Genomic DNA, 17,748 nt, shown 5'->3' on the forward strand with positions numbered 1-17,748 from the left:
AATTGATTGATGAAAAACCGCAGACGGACTGCGGCCAGGTTATTCCATATCGTTGAAACTCTTGTAGGTCGAAATCAGGCGGCTGAAGGCGCGCTGCATGTGGCGCAGGGCCTGGTCGTCGTGCAGGAAGCGGGTGTCGTGGATCAGGCCGACGATCAGCGCATAGATTTCATACACCAGCTGGCCGGGATCGGTATCGGGCCGCAGCTGGCCCAGTTCCACCGCCTGCAGGATGGTCTTGCGCAGCGAGGCGCGCCAGGCCACCGCGCCCTGCTGCAGGCGGTCGCGCAGCGGGCCTGGCTGGTCGTCGAATTCGAAGGCGCCGGCGCTGTACAGGCAGGAATTGCGCAAGCCCTCGTCGGCGGCGCGGCGCGACCAGGCATTGACCTGGGCGACCAGGCGCGGCAAGCCCTTGGGCTGCTGCAGCGCCGGCAGGAAGATCTCGGCGGCAAACTGGCGGTCGTACTCGTCCAGCACGGCGGCCTGCAAGGCTTCCAGCGAGCCGACGCGCGAAAACACGCCGCTCTTGCTGATGCCGGTGCGCTTGGCCAGCTCGCCCAGCGACAGCCGGCCGATGCCTTCGGTGGCCGCCATGTCCAGCGCCGCCTCCAGGATGGCGGCGTAGGTGGCTTCGCTTTTTGCTGTCAATGTATCCATGGACTGCACTTTAGCACAGGTGTGCGAAATAACAAGCAAAAAAAACGGCGCATATCGCTATGCGCCGTTTTGTCTGCTCGGCCCCGGCTTAGCGTGCCAGGCGCTTCTCCAGGTCGGCTTTAACCGCCTTGAGTTGCTCCGGCATGCGGTAGGCCAGCTTGGTGAACAGTTCTTCGTGCAGCTTCAGCTCTTCACGCCAGGCGTCCTTGTCGATCGAGGTGATGGTCTCGAACTCTTCCGGCGAGAACGGAATGCCGTCCCACTTCAGGTCGCCAAAGCGCGGCGTAGTGCCGAAGATGTTTTCGATACCGCCGGCTTCGCCTTCGATACGCTCCAGCATCCACTTCAGCACGCGCATATTGTCGCCGAAGCCAGGCCAGACGAAGTGGCCCTGCTCGTCGGTGCGGAACCAGTTGACGCAGAAGATCTTCGGCAGCGTGGCGCCGTCGATCTTGGCCACTTTCTCGCCCAGGTTCAGCCAGTGCTGGAAGTAGTCGCTCATGTTGTAGCCGATGAACGGCAGCATGGCGAACGGGTCGCGGCGCACCACGCCCATCTGGCCGGCGGCGGCGGCGGTGGTTTCCGAACCCATGGTCGCGGCCATGTAGACGCCTTCCACCCAGTTGCGCGCTTCGGTGACCAGCGGCACGGTGGTCGAACGGCGGCCGCCGAAGATGAAGGCCGAGATCGGCACGCCGGCCGGGTCATCCCATGCCGCGTCGATCACCGGATTCTGTGTGGCCGGCACGGTGAAGCGGGCGTTCGGATGCGCGGCCTTGGTGCCGGAGGCCGGCGTCCAGTCCTTGCCCTGCCAGTCGATCAGGTGATCCGGCGCCTGCTTGGTCAGGCCTTCCCACCAGACGTCGCCGTCGTCGGTCAGCGCGACGTTGGTGAAGATGGTGTTCTCGCGCAGCGAGGCCATGCAGTTGTAGTTGGTTTTTTCGTTGGTGCCAGGGGCCACGCCGAAGTAGCCGGCTTCCGGATTGATGGCGTACAGCTTGCCGTCGGCGCCCGGTTTGATCCAGGCGATGTCGTCACCAATGGTGGTGATTTTCCAGCCGTTGAAGGTGCCTGGCGGGATCAGCATGGCGAAGTTGGTCTTGCCGCAGGCCGATGGGAAGGCCGCCGCCACGTAGTGCTTTTTGCCTTCCGGCGATTCCACGCCGAGGATCAGCATGTGCTCGGCCAGCCAGCCGGCGCCGCCCTGCTGCGCTTCCTGGAAGCCCATGTTGGAGGCGATGCGCAGCGCGAAGCATTTCTTGCCCAGCAGCGCGTTGCCGCCGTAGCCGGAGCCGAAGGACCAGATTTCGCGGGTCTCGGGGTAGTGCACGATGTACTTGGTTGGATTGCATGGCCAGGCCACGTCCTTCTGGCCGGCTTTCAGCGGCGCGCCGACGGTGTGCACGCACGGCACGAAGTCGCCGTCGGCGCCCAGCACGTCGTAGACGGCCTTGCCCATACGCGTCATGGTGCGCATATTGACCGCCACGTAAGGCGAATCCGACAGTTCCACGCCGATGTGGGCGATCGGCGAACCCAGCGGGCCCATCGAGAACGGCACCACATACATGGTGCGGCCGGTCATGCAGCCGTCGAACAGCGGATGCAGGGTGGCGCGCATCTCGGCCGGGACCATCCAGTTGTTGGTCGGGCCGGCTTCTTCCCTGGTGGCGGAGCAGATGAAGGTGCGGTCTTCGACGCGGGCGACGTCGGTCGGGTCCGAGCAGGCCAGGTAGGAATTCGGACGTTTTTCCTGGTTCAGCTTTTTCATGGTGCCGGCGGCAACCATCTCGGCGCACAGGCGGTCGTACTCTTCCTGCGAGCCATCGCACCAGTAAATACGGTCTGGCTTGGTCAGGGCGGCGATTTCCGCCACCCAATTGATGAGCTTTTGCTGTTTGATGTAAGCTGGGGCGTTCAATGGTGCGACGCCACCCATCACGGGCTGATTCATGGTACCTCCAATGCTAATTAAGAATTCGATAGCGGCAGGATCGTCGTCAGCTTTTGGCCAGGCGCTCAGAGGTCCATTCGAAATGGGTCGGCGGTCATACGGCGGTCGTGCGGCGGCCCGGATCTGGTCGACGGGCGCTGTTTTTCGGCCGATTGTACACCCGTCAACAGGCGTTCCATACAAAAATGTAGGAGAATTAGTTGACTAAAGTAGTAGGCTATTTGGCTTATCCTGTAGCCTGTTATTTCCCTACGAAATTTCTTAAAAGATCGTTCATCTTCCATGAAAATCGCAATTCTTGATGATTACCAAAATGCAACCCAGAGCCTGAAAAGCTATGCGTTGTTGGCCGGCCACGAGGTCAAGGTGTTCAACAGCACCACCCGCGGACTTGGCCAGCTGGCCATCCGCCTGCAGCCCTACGATGCGCTGGTGCTGATCCGCGAACGCACCGCCTTCAACCGCGCGCTGCTGGAAAAATTGCCGAACCTGAAACTGATTTCGCAGACCGGCAAGCTGGCCGGCCACGTCGATGTGGCGGCCGCGACCGAGCTGGGCATCGCCATCGCCGAAGGTATCGGCTCGCCGACCGCGCCGTCCGAACTGACCTGGGCGCTGATCATGGCGGCGGCGCGCAAGATCGTGCCGTATGCAAACAATCTGAAGGACGGGCTGTGGCAGACCGCGTCCATCAATCCCGAACTGAACGGACTGGGCTTTGTGCTCAAGGGCCGCACGCTGGGCATCTGGGGCTACGGCAAGATCGGCCAGACCGTGGCCGGCTACGGCCGCGCCTTCGGCATGCGGGTGATGGTGTGGGGCAGCCAGGCCAGCCGCGACAAGGCGGTGGCCGACGGCTACACGGCGGCGGCCTCGCGCGAGGCGTTCTTCGAACAGGCCCATGTGTTGAGCGTGCACCTGCGGCTGAACGACGCCACGCGCGGCATCGTCACGGCGGCGGATCTGGCGCGCATGCGGCCCGATGCGCTGTTCGTCAACACCAGCCGTGCCGAGCTGGTGCAGACCGATGCGCTGGAGCAGGCGCTGACCAGGGGCCGTCCCGGCTATGCGGCGCTGGATGTGTTCACCTCGGAGCCGCTGGCGGCCGACGCGCCGCTGCTGCGCATCCCGACCGTGCTGGCGACGCCGCACCTGGGCTACGTCGAGCAGGACAGCTATGAGCTGTACTTCCAGCACGCGTTCCAGAACGTGGTGAACTTTGCCAGCGGCACGCCAAGCAACATCAACAATCCGGACTACCAGGCCAGGGCGCGCGGCTAGTCGGTCTGTTCCGGCACTTCCGGCCGGCCGGTCAGATTGATGCGCGGCGCCGGCATCACATGCACCTTGCTCCACAGGCCGGCCCAGCCGGGCGGCCAGGTGATGTCCGGGCCGGCGTAGGGCGGCAAGGTGGCGCGCACCGGGATCACCGGCACCGGCGGCATCTCGGTCAGCGGGCCGCCGCCGGGGCGCTGCATGTCGAGGCTGTACATATAGCCGGGCAGCAACGCATCGCAGACGCTGGCGAACCAGGCGGTGTGGTCCTCGTCGCGGCCCAGCGCCTGCGCCAGCCCCTGCGGATCGAATTTGGCCAGCGCGTGGATCAGCTCCTCGGTGCTGGCGCCGGGCGTGTCGCCCCAGCCCATCACCGGATTGCCGTTGTAGTCGGCGCCCGAGCCATACCAGCCTTCGCGCCAGGAACGCTGCATCCAGTCGCGCGGGCCGGTGAACAGGTGCCAGCGCCAGTGCAGGCCGGAGGCCTTGGGCCACGAATACAGATACAGTTTCTGATAGCCGGCCTGGTGCAGCGCGCGCACCATGGCCATCAGGCGCGCGTGCGGCATGCGGTCGGGCGGCGCGCGGCGGAACAGGATGGCTTCGCCGTCGGCAAACTGCACCTCGTCGGTGGACAGATTCAAATCGAGCGTGCGCGACTCGTTGCCGAAGCGGGCCGAAATCCAGCCGGTCAACAGATTGACCGCCGTGATGACGCCATAGCCGCGGTGGCGGTGGAAAATAACGGTGCCGGGAGCGAGCGCTTTCATAGTCTGCAGACGAACAAAGAAACCAGTGTAGACATAGTATGCCCAAGTTTCCAGTCCGGCGTTTGGGTTATGATGCAGATCATTTTTCATCAGCTTGAGCTTTTATCATGACCCTGCGCATACTCGCCACCGGCGGCACCTTCGACAAACACTACAACGAACTGAACGGCACCCTGGGCTTTGCCGACAGCCACGTGCCGGATCTGCTGAAACGTTGCCGCTTGACCATTGATGTGGCGCTGGAGCAGCTGCCGCTGATGGATTCGCTGGACATGGTGGACGCCGACCGCGCGCGCATCCTGGCCGCGTGCCAGGCGGCGCCGGAAAAAGCCATCGTCATCATCCACGGCACCGACACCATGCCGCAGACAGCGCAGGTGGTCGGCCCGGCCAACCTGGGCAAGACCATCGTGCTGACCGGCGCCATGATCCCCTACGAAATCGCCAACTCCGACGCCCTGTTCAACCTCGGCTTCGCGGCCGGCGTGGCGCAGACCCTGCCGCCAGGCGTCTACGTCGCCATGAACGGCCAGATCTTCGCCTGGGACAACGTGCAGAAAAACAAGGCGGCCGGCGTGTTCCAGCCGCTGTAACGCCGGACTGCTATTTGTTATGCGGAGCAAATAGCGGCGGCGGCGTGTCCGGCGCGTAGAGGTTCAACGGGACGTGGCTGGCGGCATGCTGGCGTAGCGCGTCCAGGCCGGCCGTTCCCGCATCACCCGGGTACGACGCCATCGCCTGCACCAGATCGCGCACGCGCATGCTCATCACCGTCGCGGTGACTTGCTGCGCCGCCTTGGCCGCCGTCAGCGCGGCCAGCTGCGCCGTGCTCAGGCCCGCCGTCTGCGCCGTGGTGAAGGCGTTGGCCTGGCTGTTGCTGAAGGCGCTGATCTGCTCCGTCGACAACACTTTCAGCTGCGCGCTGCTCAAGGCGCGCAGGTCGGCTGTTTCCATCACCGCCAGGTCTTCCGTTTCCAGCGCCGCCAATGTCGTCTTGCTGAGCGCGGCAACCTGGGTGACGGTCAGCGCCACCATCTGCTCGGTGGTCAGGGCCACCGCCTGGTCGGTGCTGAGGCTGGCGATGACTTGCGTCGCCAGGCCGCCGAACTGCGCGGCGCCGAGCGAGGCCATGTCGTGCACGGACAGCCCCTGGTACTGGCGCGAACTGAGGCCGGCCAGCTGCTGCGATCCCAGCGCGGCGAACTGTACGTCGCTCAAGGCGTCCAGCGCACTGCCGGTCAGGGCCGCCACCTGGCGCGAACCCAGCGCCGCAATCTGCGCCGTCGTCAGCGCGGCCACGGCGGCCGGCAGCAGCGTCGCGATCACGCTGCTGCCCAGCGCCGCCACGTCCTGCGTTTCCAGCACGGCGATGACGTCGGTGGCCAGCGCGCGGAACTGCGCACCCGTCAGCACCGCCGTCTGGGCCGTCGTCAGCGAGCGGATCTGGTCGCTCGACAGCGCCTGCAGCTGGTCGCTGCGCAGGCCGGCAATCGCGGCCGGTTTCAACGCGGTGAATTCCTCATCGCGCATCTGCACCAACACCTCGCTGGACAGCGCGGCGATGTGCTGGCTGCCCAGGCCGGACGCCTGCGCCGTGGTCAGGCTCAGGATCTGGTCGCTCTGCAGCACCGAGAACTGGCGCGTGCTGAGGCCGGAGATGGCGGCGCCGCTGAGGGCGGCAAAATCTTCCGGCTCCAGCGCCGCGATCACTTGCGTGGACAGCGCCCCCATCTGCGACGCGTTCAGCAGCGCGGCCTGCTCGCTGGTCAGCGCCACCGCCTGCGCCGTGGTCATGCCGGCCAGCGCGGCCGTGCGCAGCTGCATGATCTGGTTGCTGCGCAGGTAGCTGATGTCGTGTGCATCGCCGCCCAGCGCGGCAAACTGCGCCGCATTCATGGTGGCGATGAAGGACAGCGGCAGGGCGCTCAGTTTTTCCGCCTGGAGCCAGGCCAGACTGGCGGTCGCCAGGCCGCCGAGCTGGGTCACGTTCAGGCCCGCCACCTGGTCGGTGTTCAGGGCCTGCAGCTGGTCGGCGCGCAGCGCGTTCAGGCTGGCCGAGGTCAGGGCGCCGATCTGTTTCGAGGTCAGGGCGCCGATGCGGCTGGCGTCGAGCAGCGACAGCAGGCGCGGGGAGATGCCCCGCAGCGCCGTGGCGCCCAGCGCCGCCAGGTCGGCGTTGTCCAGCGCCGCAAAGGTGTCGTCGCTCAGGGCGTTGAGCTGACGGCTGGTGAGGCCGTTGAAGGCGCTGGTGTTCAGCGCGTGCAGGCGGGTGATGTCGAGCGCCTGGAACTGCGCGGTGCCCAGTCCGGCGATCTGGCTGCTGCCCAGCGCGTGCAGCTGCTGCGCGTTCAGCGCCAGCACCTGGTTCACGTTCAGCACGTTCAACTGGCGCGTGCTCAGCGCGGCGACGTCCTGGGTTTCCAGCGCGCCCAGTTCGGCGGCGCTGAATTGCGACAGCATCGCCGTGCCGAGCGCGGCAACCTGGCGCGTGCTGAAGGCGGCGATCTGGTCGGTGCGGAACATATCGATGCCGTCCGTGCGCCGCGGCGTCAGATACGGCAGCTGCGTCAGCGTCAGCGCGGCGATCTGGCTGGTGCTCAACGCGCGGATCTGGTCGGCGGTCAGCGCCAGCAGCTGCATCTGGCGCAGCGTGGTGAACTGCGCGGTTCCCATCGCGGCCAGCGCCTGCGGGTCGAGCGCGCCGAGGCCTTTGGCGTTCAGCACCATCGCCTCCGATACCGTCAGCGCCGCGACCTGGGCGCTGGTCAGCGCCGACATGAAGCGGGTGGATTGGCTGGCCACCGTCAAGGCCGCCAGGCCGAGGGCGACGATGTCGTCGACCTGCAGCACGCCGACGGCGTCGGCCGGCAGCGCCGACAACTGTTTGGCGCTGAGCGCGTGGGCCTGGGCAGTGGTCATCGCCACCAGGTAATCGGTGGACAGCGTGGCCAGGTCGGCAGTCGTGAGACTGGCGATCAGGCGCGTGCCACCGGCCGCAAACTGCGCGGTCGTCAAGTTGGAGTCAAAGCTCATCGGTTTTCCTTTATCGAACGCTGAAGTGGACCGGCGGACGAACCCAGCCCGCCGCACACGCGGCTAGCTGGGGGAAAAGGAAACAATGCCTGTTTTTTAACGCGGTGCGGCAAGCAGGCCGTGGCTGACGGACGCTTGCAGCGCTTTCAGGCGCAGCGTGTCGTGGTCGGACTGGACGGCGCCGGCGCTCGGCGGTGCGGCGCTGTATTGATGCAGCGCTTGCGCCAGGCGCGCGCTGTGCGCCGCCAGTTGTCCGCTGGCCGGCGGCGCGCCGGCCTGGTCGCTGGCGAACGCCGACAAGGCTTGCGCCATGCCGCTGACCTTGCCGCTGAGTCCCTGCGCGAACCAGACGTCGGCCGCCGCGTGCGATGCGCCGTCGTCGGTGGTGTAGCTCGAGGTCAGGCCGATCAGGTTGCCGTTGTCGGTGGCGCCGCCGTGCCGCACGTCCAGCTTGAGACTGGTGATGTGCAGTTCGGCCAGCGTCTTCAGCTCGCCCGCCTGGCTGACGCCGTCGGCGTCGGCGTCCACCCACACGCGCAGGTCGCCGTACTGCGCGTCCCTGGCGTCGACCACGCCGTCGCCGTTGCTGTCCATCGCGGCCAGCGCCACGTAGCCGTTGGCCGCCGTGCCGCCGTCCGCCAGCCTGGTGGCCGAGCCGAACAGTTCGCTGCCGTCGTTGATGACGCCGTCGTGGTTGCGGTCCAGCGCCAGCAGGCCGTCGCCGGCGCCGACCCAGCCGGTGGCGCGCTGCGCGCCGCTGGCCGCCAGGTCGAACCGCACCCCGGCCTCCAGCCCCAGCGTGCGCACGCCGTTGCCGTCGAGGTCCAGCACCAGCGGCGTGACGAAGGTCATCGCCGCCTTCTGCTCGGCGGTGAAGACCGCCTGCTGCGCCGCCGACATGGTGTTGTACTGCGCCGCCGTCATCACGTGGGCCTGCGCAATGGTCAGCTGCGTCAGCTGGCTGTTGGTCAGCGCCGCCATCTGGAACGGCGTCAGCGCGCGGATCTGGCGCGTGCCGAGGCTGGCGATGTCCGCCACTTCGATGGCGCGCAGGTTGTCGGGACTGAGGTCGGCGATCAGCGCCGTGCTCATCGCCGCCAGCTGGGCGCCGGTGAAGGCCGCCATCTGGCCGCTGGTGAACTGGTTGACGTTGTCGCGCGGCGCCAGCGCCGCCACCTGGGCCAGCGTCAGCGCCGAGATCTGGCGCGCGGTCAGCGCCAGCAGCTGGGCGTCGCTGAGGGCGCTGATGACGCCGGTGCTCAGGGCGGCGACGTCGATCGCTTCCAGCGCCGCCAGCGACGCCGGCAGCAGGCGCGCGATGGCCGACGAATTCAGCGCGCCGAACTGCGCCACCGTCATCGCCTGCAACTGCGCGGTGTTGAGCGCCGCCAGCAGGTTGCCGTCGCGCGCGGCGGCGTTCAGCAGCGCCGGGTTGATCACCGCTACGTCGTTCGGGTCCAGGTACACCACCTGCGTGGCGGCCATCGCCGCCAGCTGGGCGCTGCCCAGCGCCGCCACCTGGTCGGCGCTCAGCGCGGCGATCTGGTCGCTCTTCAGCGCCAGCAGCTGGTGCGTCTTGAGCGCGCCCACCACCGCCGGTTTCAGCACCGCGATATCGTCGGCGTCGAGCGCGCCCACCACGGTCAGCGGCATGGCGCCGACCTGCGCCGCGCTCAGCGCCGCCGCCTGCGTCACCGTCAGCGCCACCGCCTGCGCCGTGCTCAAGGCCGCGATCGCCCTGGTGCTCAGCGCCGCGATCTGCGCCGCGCTCAGGGCCGCGATGCCCTGACCCTTGCCGCCCAGCGCGTTGATCTGCTCCGGTGTCAGGCCGGCGATCGCCGCCACGCTGACCGCCGCCAGCGCCTCGTTGCTCAGGGCGGCGATGTCGTCCACCGACAGGCTGGCGAACTGCGCCGCCGTCAGCGCATGCACCTGGGCCGCGCTCAGCGCGCCGAACTGGGCCGGCTTCATGCCGCCCAGCTGCGCGGTGCTCAGGGCGCCCATCTGGGCCGTGGTCAGGCCGGCCAGCTGCGCGCCGCTCAGGCTGGCCAGGAAGGTCGGCGCGAATGCCTTGATCTGCGCCGGGTTCAGCGCCGCCACCTGCTCGCTGCTCAAGGCCTGCAACTGCGCGGCGTTGAGGAACTGCAGCGCCAGCGTGGTGATGGCGGCAATCTGCGCCGTGGTGATCAGGCCGAAATTGCCGGCGCCGCCGTTGCCGTCCATGCCCAGCGCGCCGATCTGCGACGCCGTCAGCGCCGCCACCGCCTGCGTGCTCAGCGCGCCGACGTCGCTGTCAAGCGCGATGAGGTCGGCCGGCGACAGGCCGGCGATTTGCCGCACGGTCAGCGCCGCCACCTGTTGCGCGCTCAACGCGGTGACCTGCGACGCCTGCAATGCGCTGATCTGGCGCGAGCTCAGGCTGGCGATCTGGCGCGTGGTCAGGCTGAGGATCTGGTCATTGTTCAGCTGCGACAGGCCGGTGGTGTTCAGCGCGCTGATCGCGGCGGTGCTCAGCGCCGACAGCTCCTCGCCCGACAGGCTGATGACGTTGGCGGCCGACAAGGCCCCCACCTGCGCGCTGTTGAGCACCGCCACCTGGGCGGTCGACAGCGCCGCCAGTTGCGCGGCGGTCACCGCCGTCATCTGCGCCGAGGTCAGGCCGGCGATGGTGCTGGTGCGCAGCGCCGCGATGTCCTCCGCCTCCAGCTGGCCGATGGCGCCCATCGACAGCGCCGACAACTGGCTGCTGGTCATCACGCCGGCCTGCTCGACGGTGATCGCCACCGCCTGCGCGCCGGTCAGGCCGCGCATGGCGCCGCTGCCCAGCGCGGCGAACTGGCTGGTGCTGAGCACGCCGAACTGGTCGCCGCTCAGGCCCGACAGCTGGCCCGACGACAGGCCGCGAATAGTGCTGGTTTTCAGCGCCGCGATGTCTTCCAGGTCGAAGGCGCCGACATCGGCGTTCGACAAGGCGCCCAACTGCGCGCTGTTGAGCGCGCCCACCTGGTCGGAGGTCAGCGCGGCCGCCTGCTGCACCCGCAGCCCGGCCAGCGCGGCGGTGCGCAAGGCGGCGATCTGCGCCGTGGTCAGCGCCGCGATCGCGGTCTCGCCGCTGCCATACGGATCGTTGCCCAGCACGCTCAACTGCGCCGAGTTCAGCGCGGCGATGGCGGCGGTTTTCAGCGCCACCAGCTGGTCGGTGTTGATGGCGGCGATCTCCCGCAGCGACAGGCCGCCCACCTGCGCCGAACTGAGCGCGGCGATCTGCGCCGATTGCAGGTTGAGCATCTGGTCGCTGGTCAGCGCGTTCAGCTGCGCGCTGCCCAGCGCGGCGATCTGGCGCGTCGCCAGCGCGGCGATCTGGTCGGTGCCCAGCGCGGCCAGCGCGCGCGTGCCCATGCCGGCGATGACGCCGGTGTTGAGCACGGCAATATCGGACAGCGCCAGGCCCTGCACGCCATCCGAACTGAGCGCGGAGAACTGGACGGCGGTCAGCGCGGCGATCTGGGCGCTGGTGAGCGCCGTCACCTGCTCGCTGCTGAGCGTGGCCACCTGCAGCGTGGTCAGCGTGCTCAGCACGGCGGTGCGCAGCGCGGCCAGGTCTTCCGTCTCCAGCGCCGCGATGTCGCTGGTGGTCAGCGCGCGCAGTTGCGCGCTGCCCAGTACGGCGGCCTGGGCGGTGCTCAGTGCGACGATCTGGTCGGTGGTCAGCTGGCTGATCACGCGCGTGCTCAGCGAACCGATCTGGGCGGTGCTGAGGGTGCCGAACAGGTTGCCATCGGGATTGGCGCCCAGCGCCGCCAGCTGCGCCGTGGTGAGCGCTTGCAGCATGGCGCTGCTCAATGCGCGCAGGCTGTCGCTGCCGAGGGCGGCGATGTCCTCGGCGTTGAGGCCCGCCAGGCTGCGCGTGCTGAGGCCGACGATCTGCTTGCTGCCGAGGAAGGTCACTTGTTCCGCACTCAAGGCGGCCAGCTGGGCGCTGCTGAAGACGCCGAATTGTTGCGAGCTCAACGAGCTTAGCTGCGCCGCGTTCAGGCTGGCGATGGTGGCGGCCGACATGGTGGCGAGGAAGCCCGGTCCCAGCGCGGCCAGGCTGTCGCTGGAGAAGCCGGCGATCGAGTCGGTCGGCAGGGCGTTGAGCTGGGCCGAGCTGAGCGCGGCGAACTGCGCCGGCGTCATGGCGCTCAGCTGGTCGCTGTTGAGCGCGCCGATCTGGTCGCTGCTCAGCGCGGCGATGGCGGCGGTGCGCAGGGCGGCAAAGTCGGCCGCCTGCATCGCGTGCAAGACCTCGGTCGGCAAGGCGCGCACCTGGCTGCTGCTCAGGGCCGCGGCCTGGCGCGTGCTCAGCGCCACCATTTCGTCGACGGTCAGGCCCTGCAGCGCGCTGGTGCGCAGCGCGGCGATCTGCGCGGTGCTCAGCGCCTGCACGTCCAGTTCCAGCGCGCCGAGCTGCTGCGCGCTCAGTGCGGCAATCGCGGCGGTGCTCAGCGCGGCCACGCCGGTGCTGCTGAGGGCGGCCACGGCGTCGACGCTCAGGCCGGTGATCTGGCGCGAGTTCAGCGCCGCCACCTGCGCCGAGCGCAGGCTGACGAGTTGTTCCGTGCCCAGCGCGTTGAGCTGGTTGGCGCTCAGCGCGGCGATCTGGCGCGTGACCAGGCCGTTCAACTGGGCGGTGTTCAGGGCGGCCAGCGTATCGCCGCCGAGGCCGGCGATGGCGGCGGTGGCCAGCGCGCCCAGGTCGGCGCTTTGCAGGCCGGCCAGGCTCTCGACCGTCAGCGCGGCCACCTGGCTCGAGGTCAGCGCGCCGGCTTGCGCGGTGGTCAGCGCGGTGATCTGGTCGCTGCCGAGCAGCGCCAGCTGCGCCGTGTTGAGGCTGGCGATGACGCTGGTCTTCAGGGCCGCCAGGTCGGCGGTGTCGAGCGACGCCACCAGCGCGCCCGGCATGGCGGCGACCTGGCTGCTGCTCAGAGCGGCGGCCTGGGCCGTGGTCAGCGCCATGACCTGGTCGTTGGTGATGGCGCTCAGCGCGCCGCTGCGCAGCGCGGCGATCTGCGCCGTGGTGAGCGCGGCAAACGAGGCGCCGTTGTCGAAGCCGCCAATCGCGGCCAACTGGTTCGCCCCCAACGCGGCGATGGCGCCGGTGCCGAGCGCCCGCAGCGCGCGCGTGCTCAGCGCGGCGACATCGCTGTCGCTCAGGGCGACGATCTGCTTGCTGCCCAGGCCGGCGATCTGCGCGGTGCTCAACGACGCCACCTGGCTCTCATCGAAGGCCGCCATCTGCGCCGAACTCAGCGCGGACAGCTGGCGCGAACTGAAGCCGGCGATCTGCGCCACGCTCAACGCCGCCAGCAGGGACGGGCTCAGTTGCGCAATGGCGCTGGTGCTCAGCGCCGCCAGCGCCGAACTGCTCAGGCCGGCCAGGGTGTCGCTGCTGATCGCCGCCAGCTGGCGGCTGCTCAAGGCCGAGAACTGGGCGCTGGTGAAGGCGCCCAGCTGGTCGCTGGTCAGCGCCGCCAGTTGCAGGGTCGACAGCGCGGCCACCGCATTGGTGCGCAGCGCGCCGAGGTCGGCGGCCGGCAGCGCCTGCATGGCGGCGGCCGACAGCACGCTGACCTGGGCGCTGCTCAAGGCGGCGACCTGGCGCGTGCTCAGCGCGACGGCCTGGCCGGCGCTCAGGACCGCAAAGGTGCTGGTGCGCAGCGCGGCGATCTGCGCCGTGGTGAGGCTGGCGAGGGCGCTGAAATCGGCGCCGCCCAGCACGCTGAACTGCGCCGTGGTCAGCGCACTGACCGCCGCCGTGCTCAGGTAAGGCAGGTCGCCGCCATCGAGCGCGACGATGTCGTCCAGCGACAGACCGGCCACCTGGCGCGAGCCCAGCACCGCCAGCTGCGCGGTGCGCAGATTGGCCAGCTGGTCGCTGTCGAGGCCGGCGATCTGGGCGCTGCCGAGCGCCACCATCTGCTGCGTGGTGAAGGCGCGGATCTGGTCGCTGTTCAGTTGCGCCAGCGCGGCGGTGGACAGCTGCGCCACGGCGCTGGTGCCCAGTGCGGCGAGGTCGGCGGTGACCAGGCTGGCCAGCGCCGCGTTGCTCAGCGCCGCCACCTGGCTGGTGCTCAGCGCGGCAAACTGCGCGCTGCTCATGCCGCCCAGCTGGTCGAGCGACAGCAGGCCGACCTGCTGCGTCGACAGGCCGGCGATGGCGGCGGTTTTCATGGCGCCCAGGTCTTCCGCTTCCAGCACGGCCAGATTGGCGCTGGACAGCGCCGCCAGTTGCGCCGAGCTCCAGGCCGCGGCCTGGCGGGTGGTCAGCGCCACGGTCTGGGCGCCGGTCAGGGCCGCGATCTGCTGGCTCGACAGCGCCGCCACGGCCTGCGTGGTCAGTTGTGCGAAACCGCTGTCGCGCATGGCGCGGATGTCGGCGGTGGCGAAGGCGGCCAGCTGGGCGCCTTTCAGCGCGGCGAATTGCGGGTCCAGCATCAGCGCGATGTCGGCGCTTTGCAGCGCCGCGATGTTGGCGGTGCTCAGGGCGCCGATGTCGGCGGTTTCAAACGCGGCGATCGATCCCGGCGCCAGGCTGGTGAAGGCGCGCGTGCCCAGCGCCGCCACCTGGGCGGTGCTCAGCGCGCCGATCTGGTCGGCCGACAGCGCGGCCATCAGCGCGGTGCTGGCGCTGCCGGCGGCGTTGAGCACGGCGGGCTTGAGCGCGGGCACCTGGGCCAGGGTCAGCGCACCGATGTCATCGGTGGTCCAGGCCGCCAGTTGCTGCGAGGTCAGATTGGCGATCTGCTGGGTAGTCAGTCCAATGGGCCCGCTCATAGGAAGTTCCTCTTTTGATAAGACTTTTCACTATAGCAGAATTTCTCTTACTTTCTCCGTGGCAATGCAGAAATTTTTCACCAACAGTCAAAAAAAATGCCGCGAAATCAACGACTTCGCGGCATTTTTACTTTAACGGCAAGTAATTTCAGGTTCAAGCCTTGGCTTCACCGCCCAGCGCTTCCACCACGTCGGCCATCAGCTTGGCCAGTTCGCCCGTCATCAGCATGAAATCGCCGTCGAAGCGTTCGTCGTCGTTGCGCACGCCGGCGTCTTTTTCGTCCAGCACGTCCAGCGGCTTGACGCCCTTGATCGCCAGCGATTCGGTCAGCACGAAGGAAATCTTGCTGTCCCAGGTCATGGCCAGGCGGGTGCACTGCTTGCCGGCCGCGATGTGGCGGCGCACTTCTTCCGGATCGAGCGAGTGCTTGACGTAGCGCACCGCCGCCTTGCTTTCGCCGGTGGCGCGCAGTTCGGTGTCCATGTCGACCGTGAAGCCGGCCGGCGCTTCGTCGGTCTGCAGCCATTCGGTCATCACGCCCACCGGCGAGCGCTGCACGCGCAGGCTTTCCAGCGGCATGCGGTCAACCGCCTTCAGCAGCAGCTTGATGACTTCGTCGGCCTTGGCCGGGCTGGCGGCGTCCACCACCAGCCAGCCGTTGACCGGGTCGATCCAGGTCCAGACATTGCCGCGGATCGAGAAGGCGCGCGGCAGCAGCTCGTCGGCCACGCGTTCCTTCAGTTCCTTCATGGCTTTCTTGCCCGGTGCGAAGCCCTGGGCTTCTTCCATCTCGGCCGCGCGCGCCTTGGCCACCTGGTTGATCACGGTGGCCGGCAGCAGTTTCTTCTCGGTGCCCAGCAGGATCAGCATCTGCTTGTTGACCACGTGCACCAGGCCGCCGTTCGGACGCGGCTTGTCCCAGCCCTGGCGCAGCAATTCATTGCTGCTGGCCGGCGTGAAGGCGTTCGAGGACAGCGCTGCTTCCAGTTGTTCGGGCGTGTAGGCCCAAGGGGCCGGCAGACGGTAAATCTGTAGATTCTTGAACCACATAAAGTTGACAGGCCTTGTTTCGGAGATTTGCAAAAGGAGCGCCATTTTACACGCTGACGCACCGCGCGGGCTCAGGCGAATAGATCGCCCTGCACCGGTTGTGGCGTGCGCGCCATGGCGCCGGGAGGTTCGAGCGTGCTGGCGCGCACGCCCAGCAGGCGCAGCTTGCGTTGCAGCGGCACCCGCTTTAAACATTCGCGCGCCGCCTGCAGGATGGCGGCCGGCTCGGCCACCGACTGCGGCAGCGTCACGTTGCGGCTGACGATCTGGAAATCGTCGTAGCGCAGCTTGATGCTGATGGTGCGACTGACGTAGCCCTTGCGCTTCAAGTCGTCCGCCAGCCGCTCGCACAGCGTGACCAGGATGCCCGACAGCGTGGCGCGGTCCTGGCGCGCGTGCAGGTCGCGTTCGAAGGTGGTCTCGCGCGAGATCGACTTGCTTTCGCGGCTGGTGGAAATCTCGCGCTCGTCGATGCCGTGCGCCACGCGCGCCAACCAGCCGGCGTAATGCGCGCCGAAATAATCCTGCAGCAGCCCCTGGTCGGCCAGCGCCAGCTGGCCCACGGTGTCAATGCCCAGCGAGGCCAGCTTGGCGGTGGCCTTGGGGCCGATGCCGTTGACCTTGCGCACATTCAGCGGCCAGATGCGCGCCGGAATATCCTCAAAGCCCAGCACGGTCAGGCCGTTGGGTTTTTCCAGGTCCGAACAGATCTTCGACAGCAGCTTGTTGGGCGTGACGCCCACCGAACAGGTCAGCCCGGTGGCCGCGTGCACGGCCTGCTTGATGCGCGTGGCCAATTCATGCGTTTCACCGGGCACGTCGGTCAGGTCGACGTAGATTTCATCGATGCCGCGGTCCTCGATGTCCGGCGCGATGGCGGCCACGGTTTCCTTGAACAGCCGCGAATAATGGCGGTAGGCGTCGAAGTTGGCCGGCAGCAGGATGGCGTCCGGCGCCAGCTTGGCCGCCTTCATCATGCCCATGGCCGAACCGACGCCGAAGGCGCGCGCCTCGTAGGTGGCGGTGGTGATCACGCCCCGGCCGACGTAGTCGCGCAGGCGCTTGAAGACGTAGGAACCGTCCGCGCGCTGCTCGGGATCGTAGCCGCGGCCGCCGATCACCACCGGCTGGCCGCGCAGCTGCGGATAGCGCAACAGCTCGACCGATGCGAAGAACGCATCCATGTCGATGTGGGCAATGCGGCGCGCAACGTCAGCCATTTCAGCCATAGTCGGAGATAATTACTGTGGATACATACAGTATCCCTCGAAACCGTCCATTCTGCAAGTTGTCGGTGCTACACTCTTTGCATGACCAAACGCCTGACCACCGTTTTGTTGGCTTCGTGGCTGCCGCTCGCTTCTGCGCAGGCGGCGGTTGCGCCTGCCTGCCCGCCGGCCATCGTCGGCGTCAGCGACCTCGGCTACTCCTCCTATCTCGACGGCGGCGTCGTCCGCGGCAGCAATGTCGATGTGCTGCAGGCCATCGAAAAGCGCAGCGGCTGCCCGCTGACCGTGCGCTGGTTCCCGCGCAGCCGCCTGTACGCCGAATTCTTCAACAAACGGCTGGACCTGACCGGCGCCTCGTTCCGCAGCGCCGAGCGCGACCGCTACGGCACCTGGCTGCCCTACACCTACACGCGCTTTGAACTGGTGCTGCTGAACCAGCACGCGGGAAAATTCCACAGCCTGGCTGAATTCGTCGAGCACAGCACGGCGCGCCTGAACATCACGCGCGGCATCTTCTACACGCCGGAAACGCAGGTGCAGCTGGACCGCCTGCAAAAACTGGGGCGGCTCGAATACGTCAACGACTACGGCGTAGTGTTCCGCAAGATCCTGGCCGGGCGCGCCGAGGGCACGCTGGCGCCGGCCACCATCCACCTGTTGAACCAGCGCCAGTTCGGCATGCTCGGCAAGATGCGCGCGTCGACGGTGACCGAATCGCCGCGCGCCATGGTCGGCCTGTATGTCGCCAACCAGGTAGCGCCGGAAGTGCTGCAACGCTATGCCGACGCGCTGCGGTCCATCGTGGAGGATGGCACCATGCAGCGCCTGTACGAACACTATCTGGGCGCCGACATCACGCGCCAGCTGTTCCATGACGGCACGCGCGAAATTCTCGACGCGCTGCCGCCGGCAAAATTTTCTAAATAATTTTCAAAACCCCTTGCGGAATCGAATCGGCCTCCT

At 67.7% G+C, this 17,748-nt stretch carries 10 protein-coding genes; 3 read left to right on the plus strand and 7 right to left on the minus strand.

Annotated features, from left to right (window positions below; translation table 11 throughout):
• Positions 1 to 39: 39 nt before the first annotated feature.
• Together GJ695_RS13055 and GJ695_RS13060 are read right to left on the minus strand one after the other, a co-directional pair.
• Positions 40 to 657: a TetR/AcrR family transcriptional regulator gene (locus GJ695_RS13055; RefSeq protein ID WP_154365379.1), complete on the minus strand. Its 618-nt coding sequence runs from the start codon at positions 655 to 657 to the stop codon at positions 40 to 42.
• An 88-nt stretch (positions 658 to 745) separates the two neighbouring features.
• Positions 746 to 2,611, minus strand: a complete 1,866-nt coding sequence (locus tag GJ695_RS13060) for a phosphoenolpyruvate carboxykinase (GTP) (RefSeq protein WP_154365381.1) — start codon at positions 2,609 to 2,611, stop codon at positions 746 to 748.
• A gap of 282 nt (positions 2,612 to 2,893) precedes the next feature.
• Here GJ695_RS13060 and GJ695_RS13065 point away from each other — a divergent pair, with 282 nt between their 5' ends.
• Complete coding sequence (locus tag GJ695_RS13065) at positions 2,894 to 3,892, plus strand: D-2-hydroxyacid dehydrogenase family protein (protein ID WP_154365382.1); 999 nt, start codon at positions 2,894 to 2,896, stop codon at positions 3,890 to 3,892.
• Here the strand turns inward: GJ695_RS13065 and GJ695_RS13070 are convergent.
• Positions 3,889 to 4,656: an L-asparaginase gene (locus GJ695_RS13070; protein WP_154365384.1), complete on the minus strand. Its 768-nt coding sequence runs from the start codon at positions 4,654 to 4,656 to the stop codon at positions 3,889 to 3,891. The two genes, GJ695_RS13065 and GJ695_RS13070, sit on opposite strands and share 4 nt — an antisense overlap.
• Before the next feature lie 107 nt (positions 4,657 to 4,763).
• Here GJ695_RS13070 and GJ695_RS13075 point away from each other — a divergent pair, with 107 nt between their 5' ends.
• Positions 4,764 to 5,249, plus strand: a complete 486-nt coding sequence (locus GJ695_RS13075; RefSeq protein WP_154365386.1) for an asparaginase domain-containing protein — start codon at positions 4,764 to 4,766, stop codon at positions 5,247 to 5,249.
• 10 nt (positions 5,250 to 5,259) lie between these two features.
• Here GJ695_RS13075 and GJ695_RS13080 read toward each other — a convergent pair whose 3' ends face one another.
• The 4 genes from GJ695_RS13080 to dinB all read right to left on the minus strand — a co-directional run bounded on the left by GJ695_RS13080 (position 5,260) and on the right by dinB (position 16,776).
• Complete coding sequence (locus tag GJ695_RS13080) at positions 5,260 to 7,689, minus strand: hypothetical protein (protein WP_154365388.1); 2,430 nt, start codon at positions 7,687 to 7,689, stop codon at positions 5,260 to 5,262.
• A 96-nt stretch (positions 7,690 to 7,785) separates the two neighbouring features.
• Positions 7,786 to 14,505 (minus strand): beta strand repeat-containing protein, encoded by a 6,720-nt coding sequence (locus tag GJ695_RS13085; protein WP_154365390.1) that lies wholly within the window; start codon positions 14,503 to 14,505, stop codon positions 7,786 to 7,788.
• A gap of 154 nt (positions 14,506 to 14,659) precedes the next feature.
• Positions 14,660 to 15,556: a recombination-associated protein RdgC gene (locus GJ695_RS13090; RefSeq protein WP_154365392.1), complete on the minus strand. Its 897-nt coding sequence runs from the start codon at positions 15,554 to 15,556 to the stop codon at positions 14,660 to 14,662.
• A 71-nt stretch (positions 15,557 to 15,627) separates the two neighbouring features.
• A complete protein-coding gene (gene dinB / locus GJ695_RS13095) occupies positions 15,628 to 16,776 on the minus strand; it encodes a DNA polymerase IV (RefSeq protein WP_154365394.1) in 1,149 nt (382 codons plus the stop codon).
• Positions 16,777 to 16,866: 90 nt separating this feature from the next.
• Between dinB and GJ695_RS13100 the strand changes: the two genes are divergently transcribed.
• Positions 16,867 to 17,712: a substrate-binding periplasmic protein gene (locus GJ695_RS13100; protein ID WP_154365396.1), complete on the plus strand. Its 846-nt coding sequence runs from the start codon at positions 16,867 to 16,869 to the stop codon at positions 17,710 to 17,712.
• Positions 17,713 to 17,748 lie beyond the last annotated feature (36 nt).

This window comes from Duganella alba (assembly GCF_009674495.1).
In the GTDB taxonomy this organism is placed as follows: domain Bacteria; phylum Pseudomonadota; class Gammaproteobacteria; order Burkholderiales; family Burkholderiaceae_D; genus Rugamonas; species Rugamonas alba.

Bases quoted from the DNA above. Each gene is read 5' to 3' on its own strand.
- GJ695_RS13055 (WP_154365379.1), bottom strand. From the start codon at position 657: ATGGATACATTGACAGCAAAAAGCGAAGCCACCTACGCCGCCATCCTG.
- GJ695_RS13060 (WP_154365381.1), bottom strand. From the start codon at position 2,611: ATGAATCAGCCCGTGATGGGTGGCGTCGCACCATTGAACGCCCCAGCT.
- GJ695_RS13065 (WP_154365382.1), top strand. From the start codon at position 2,894: ATGAAAATCGCAATTCTTGATGATTACCAAAATGCAACCCAGAGCCTG.
- GJ695_RS13070 (WP_154365384.1), bottom strand. From the start codon at position 4,656: ATGAAAGCGCTCGCTCCCGGCACCGTTATTTTCCACCGCCACCGCGGC.
- GJ695_RS13075 (WP_154365386.1), top strand. From the start codon at position 4,764: ATGACCCTGCGCATACTCGCCACCGGCGGCACCTTCGACAAACACTAC.
- GJ695_RS13080 (WP_154365388.1), bottom strand. From the start codon at position 7,689: ATGAGCTTTGACTCCAACTTGACGACCGCGCAGTTTGCGGCCGGTGGC.
- GJ695_RS13085 (WP_154365390.1), bottom strand. From the start codon at position 14,505: ATGAGCGGGCCCATTGGACTGACTACCCAGCAGATCGCCAATCTGACC.
- GJ695_RS13090 (WP_154365392.1), bottom strand. From the start codon at position 15,556: ATGTGGTTCAAGAATCTACAGATTTACCGTCTGCCGGCCCCTTGGGCC.
- dinB (WP_154365394.1), bottom strand. From the start codon at position 16,776: ATGGCTGACGTTGCGCGCCGCATTGCCCACATCGACATGGATGCGTTC.
- GJ695_RS13100 (WP_154365396.1), top strand. From the start codon at position 16,867: ATGACCAAACGCCTGACCACCGTTTTGTTGGCTTCGTGGCTGCCGCTC.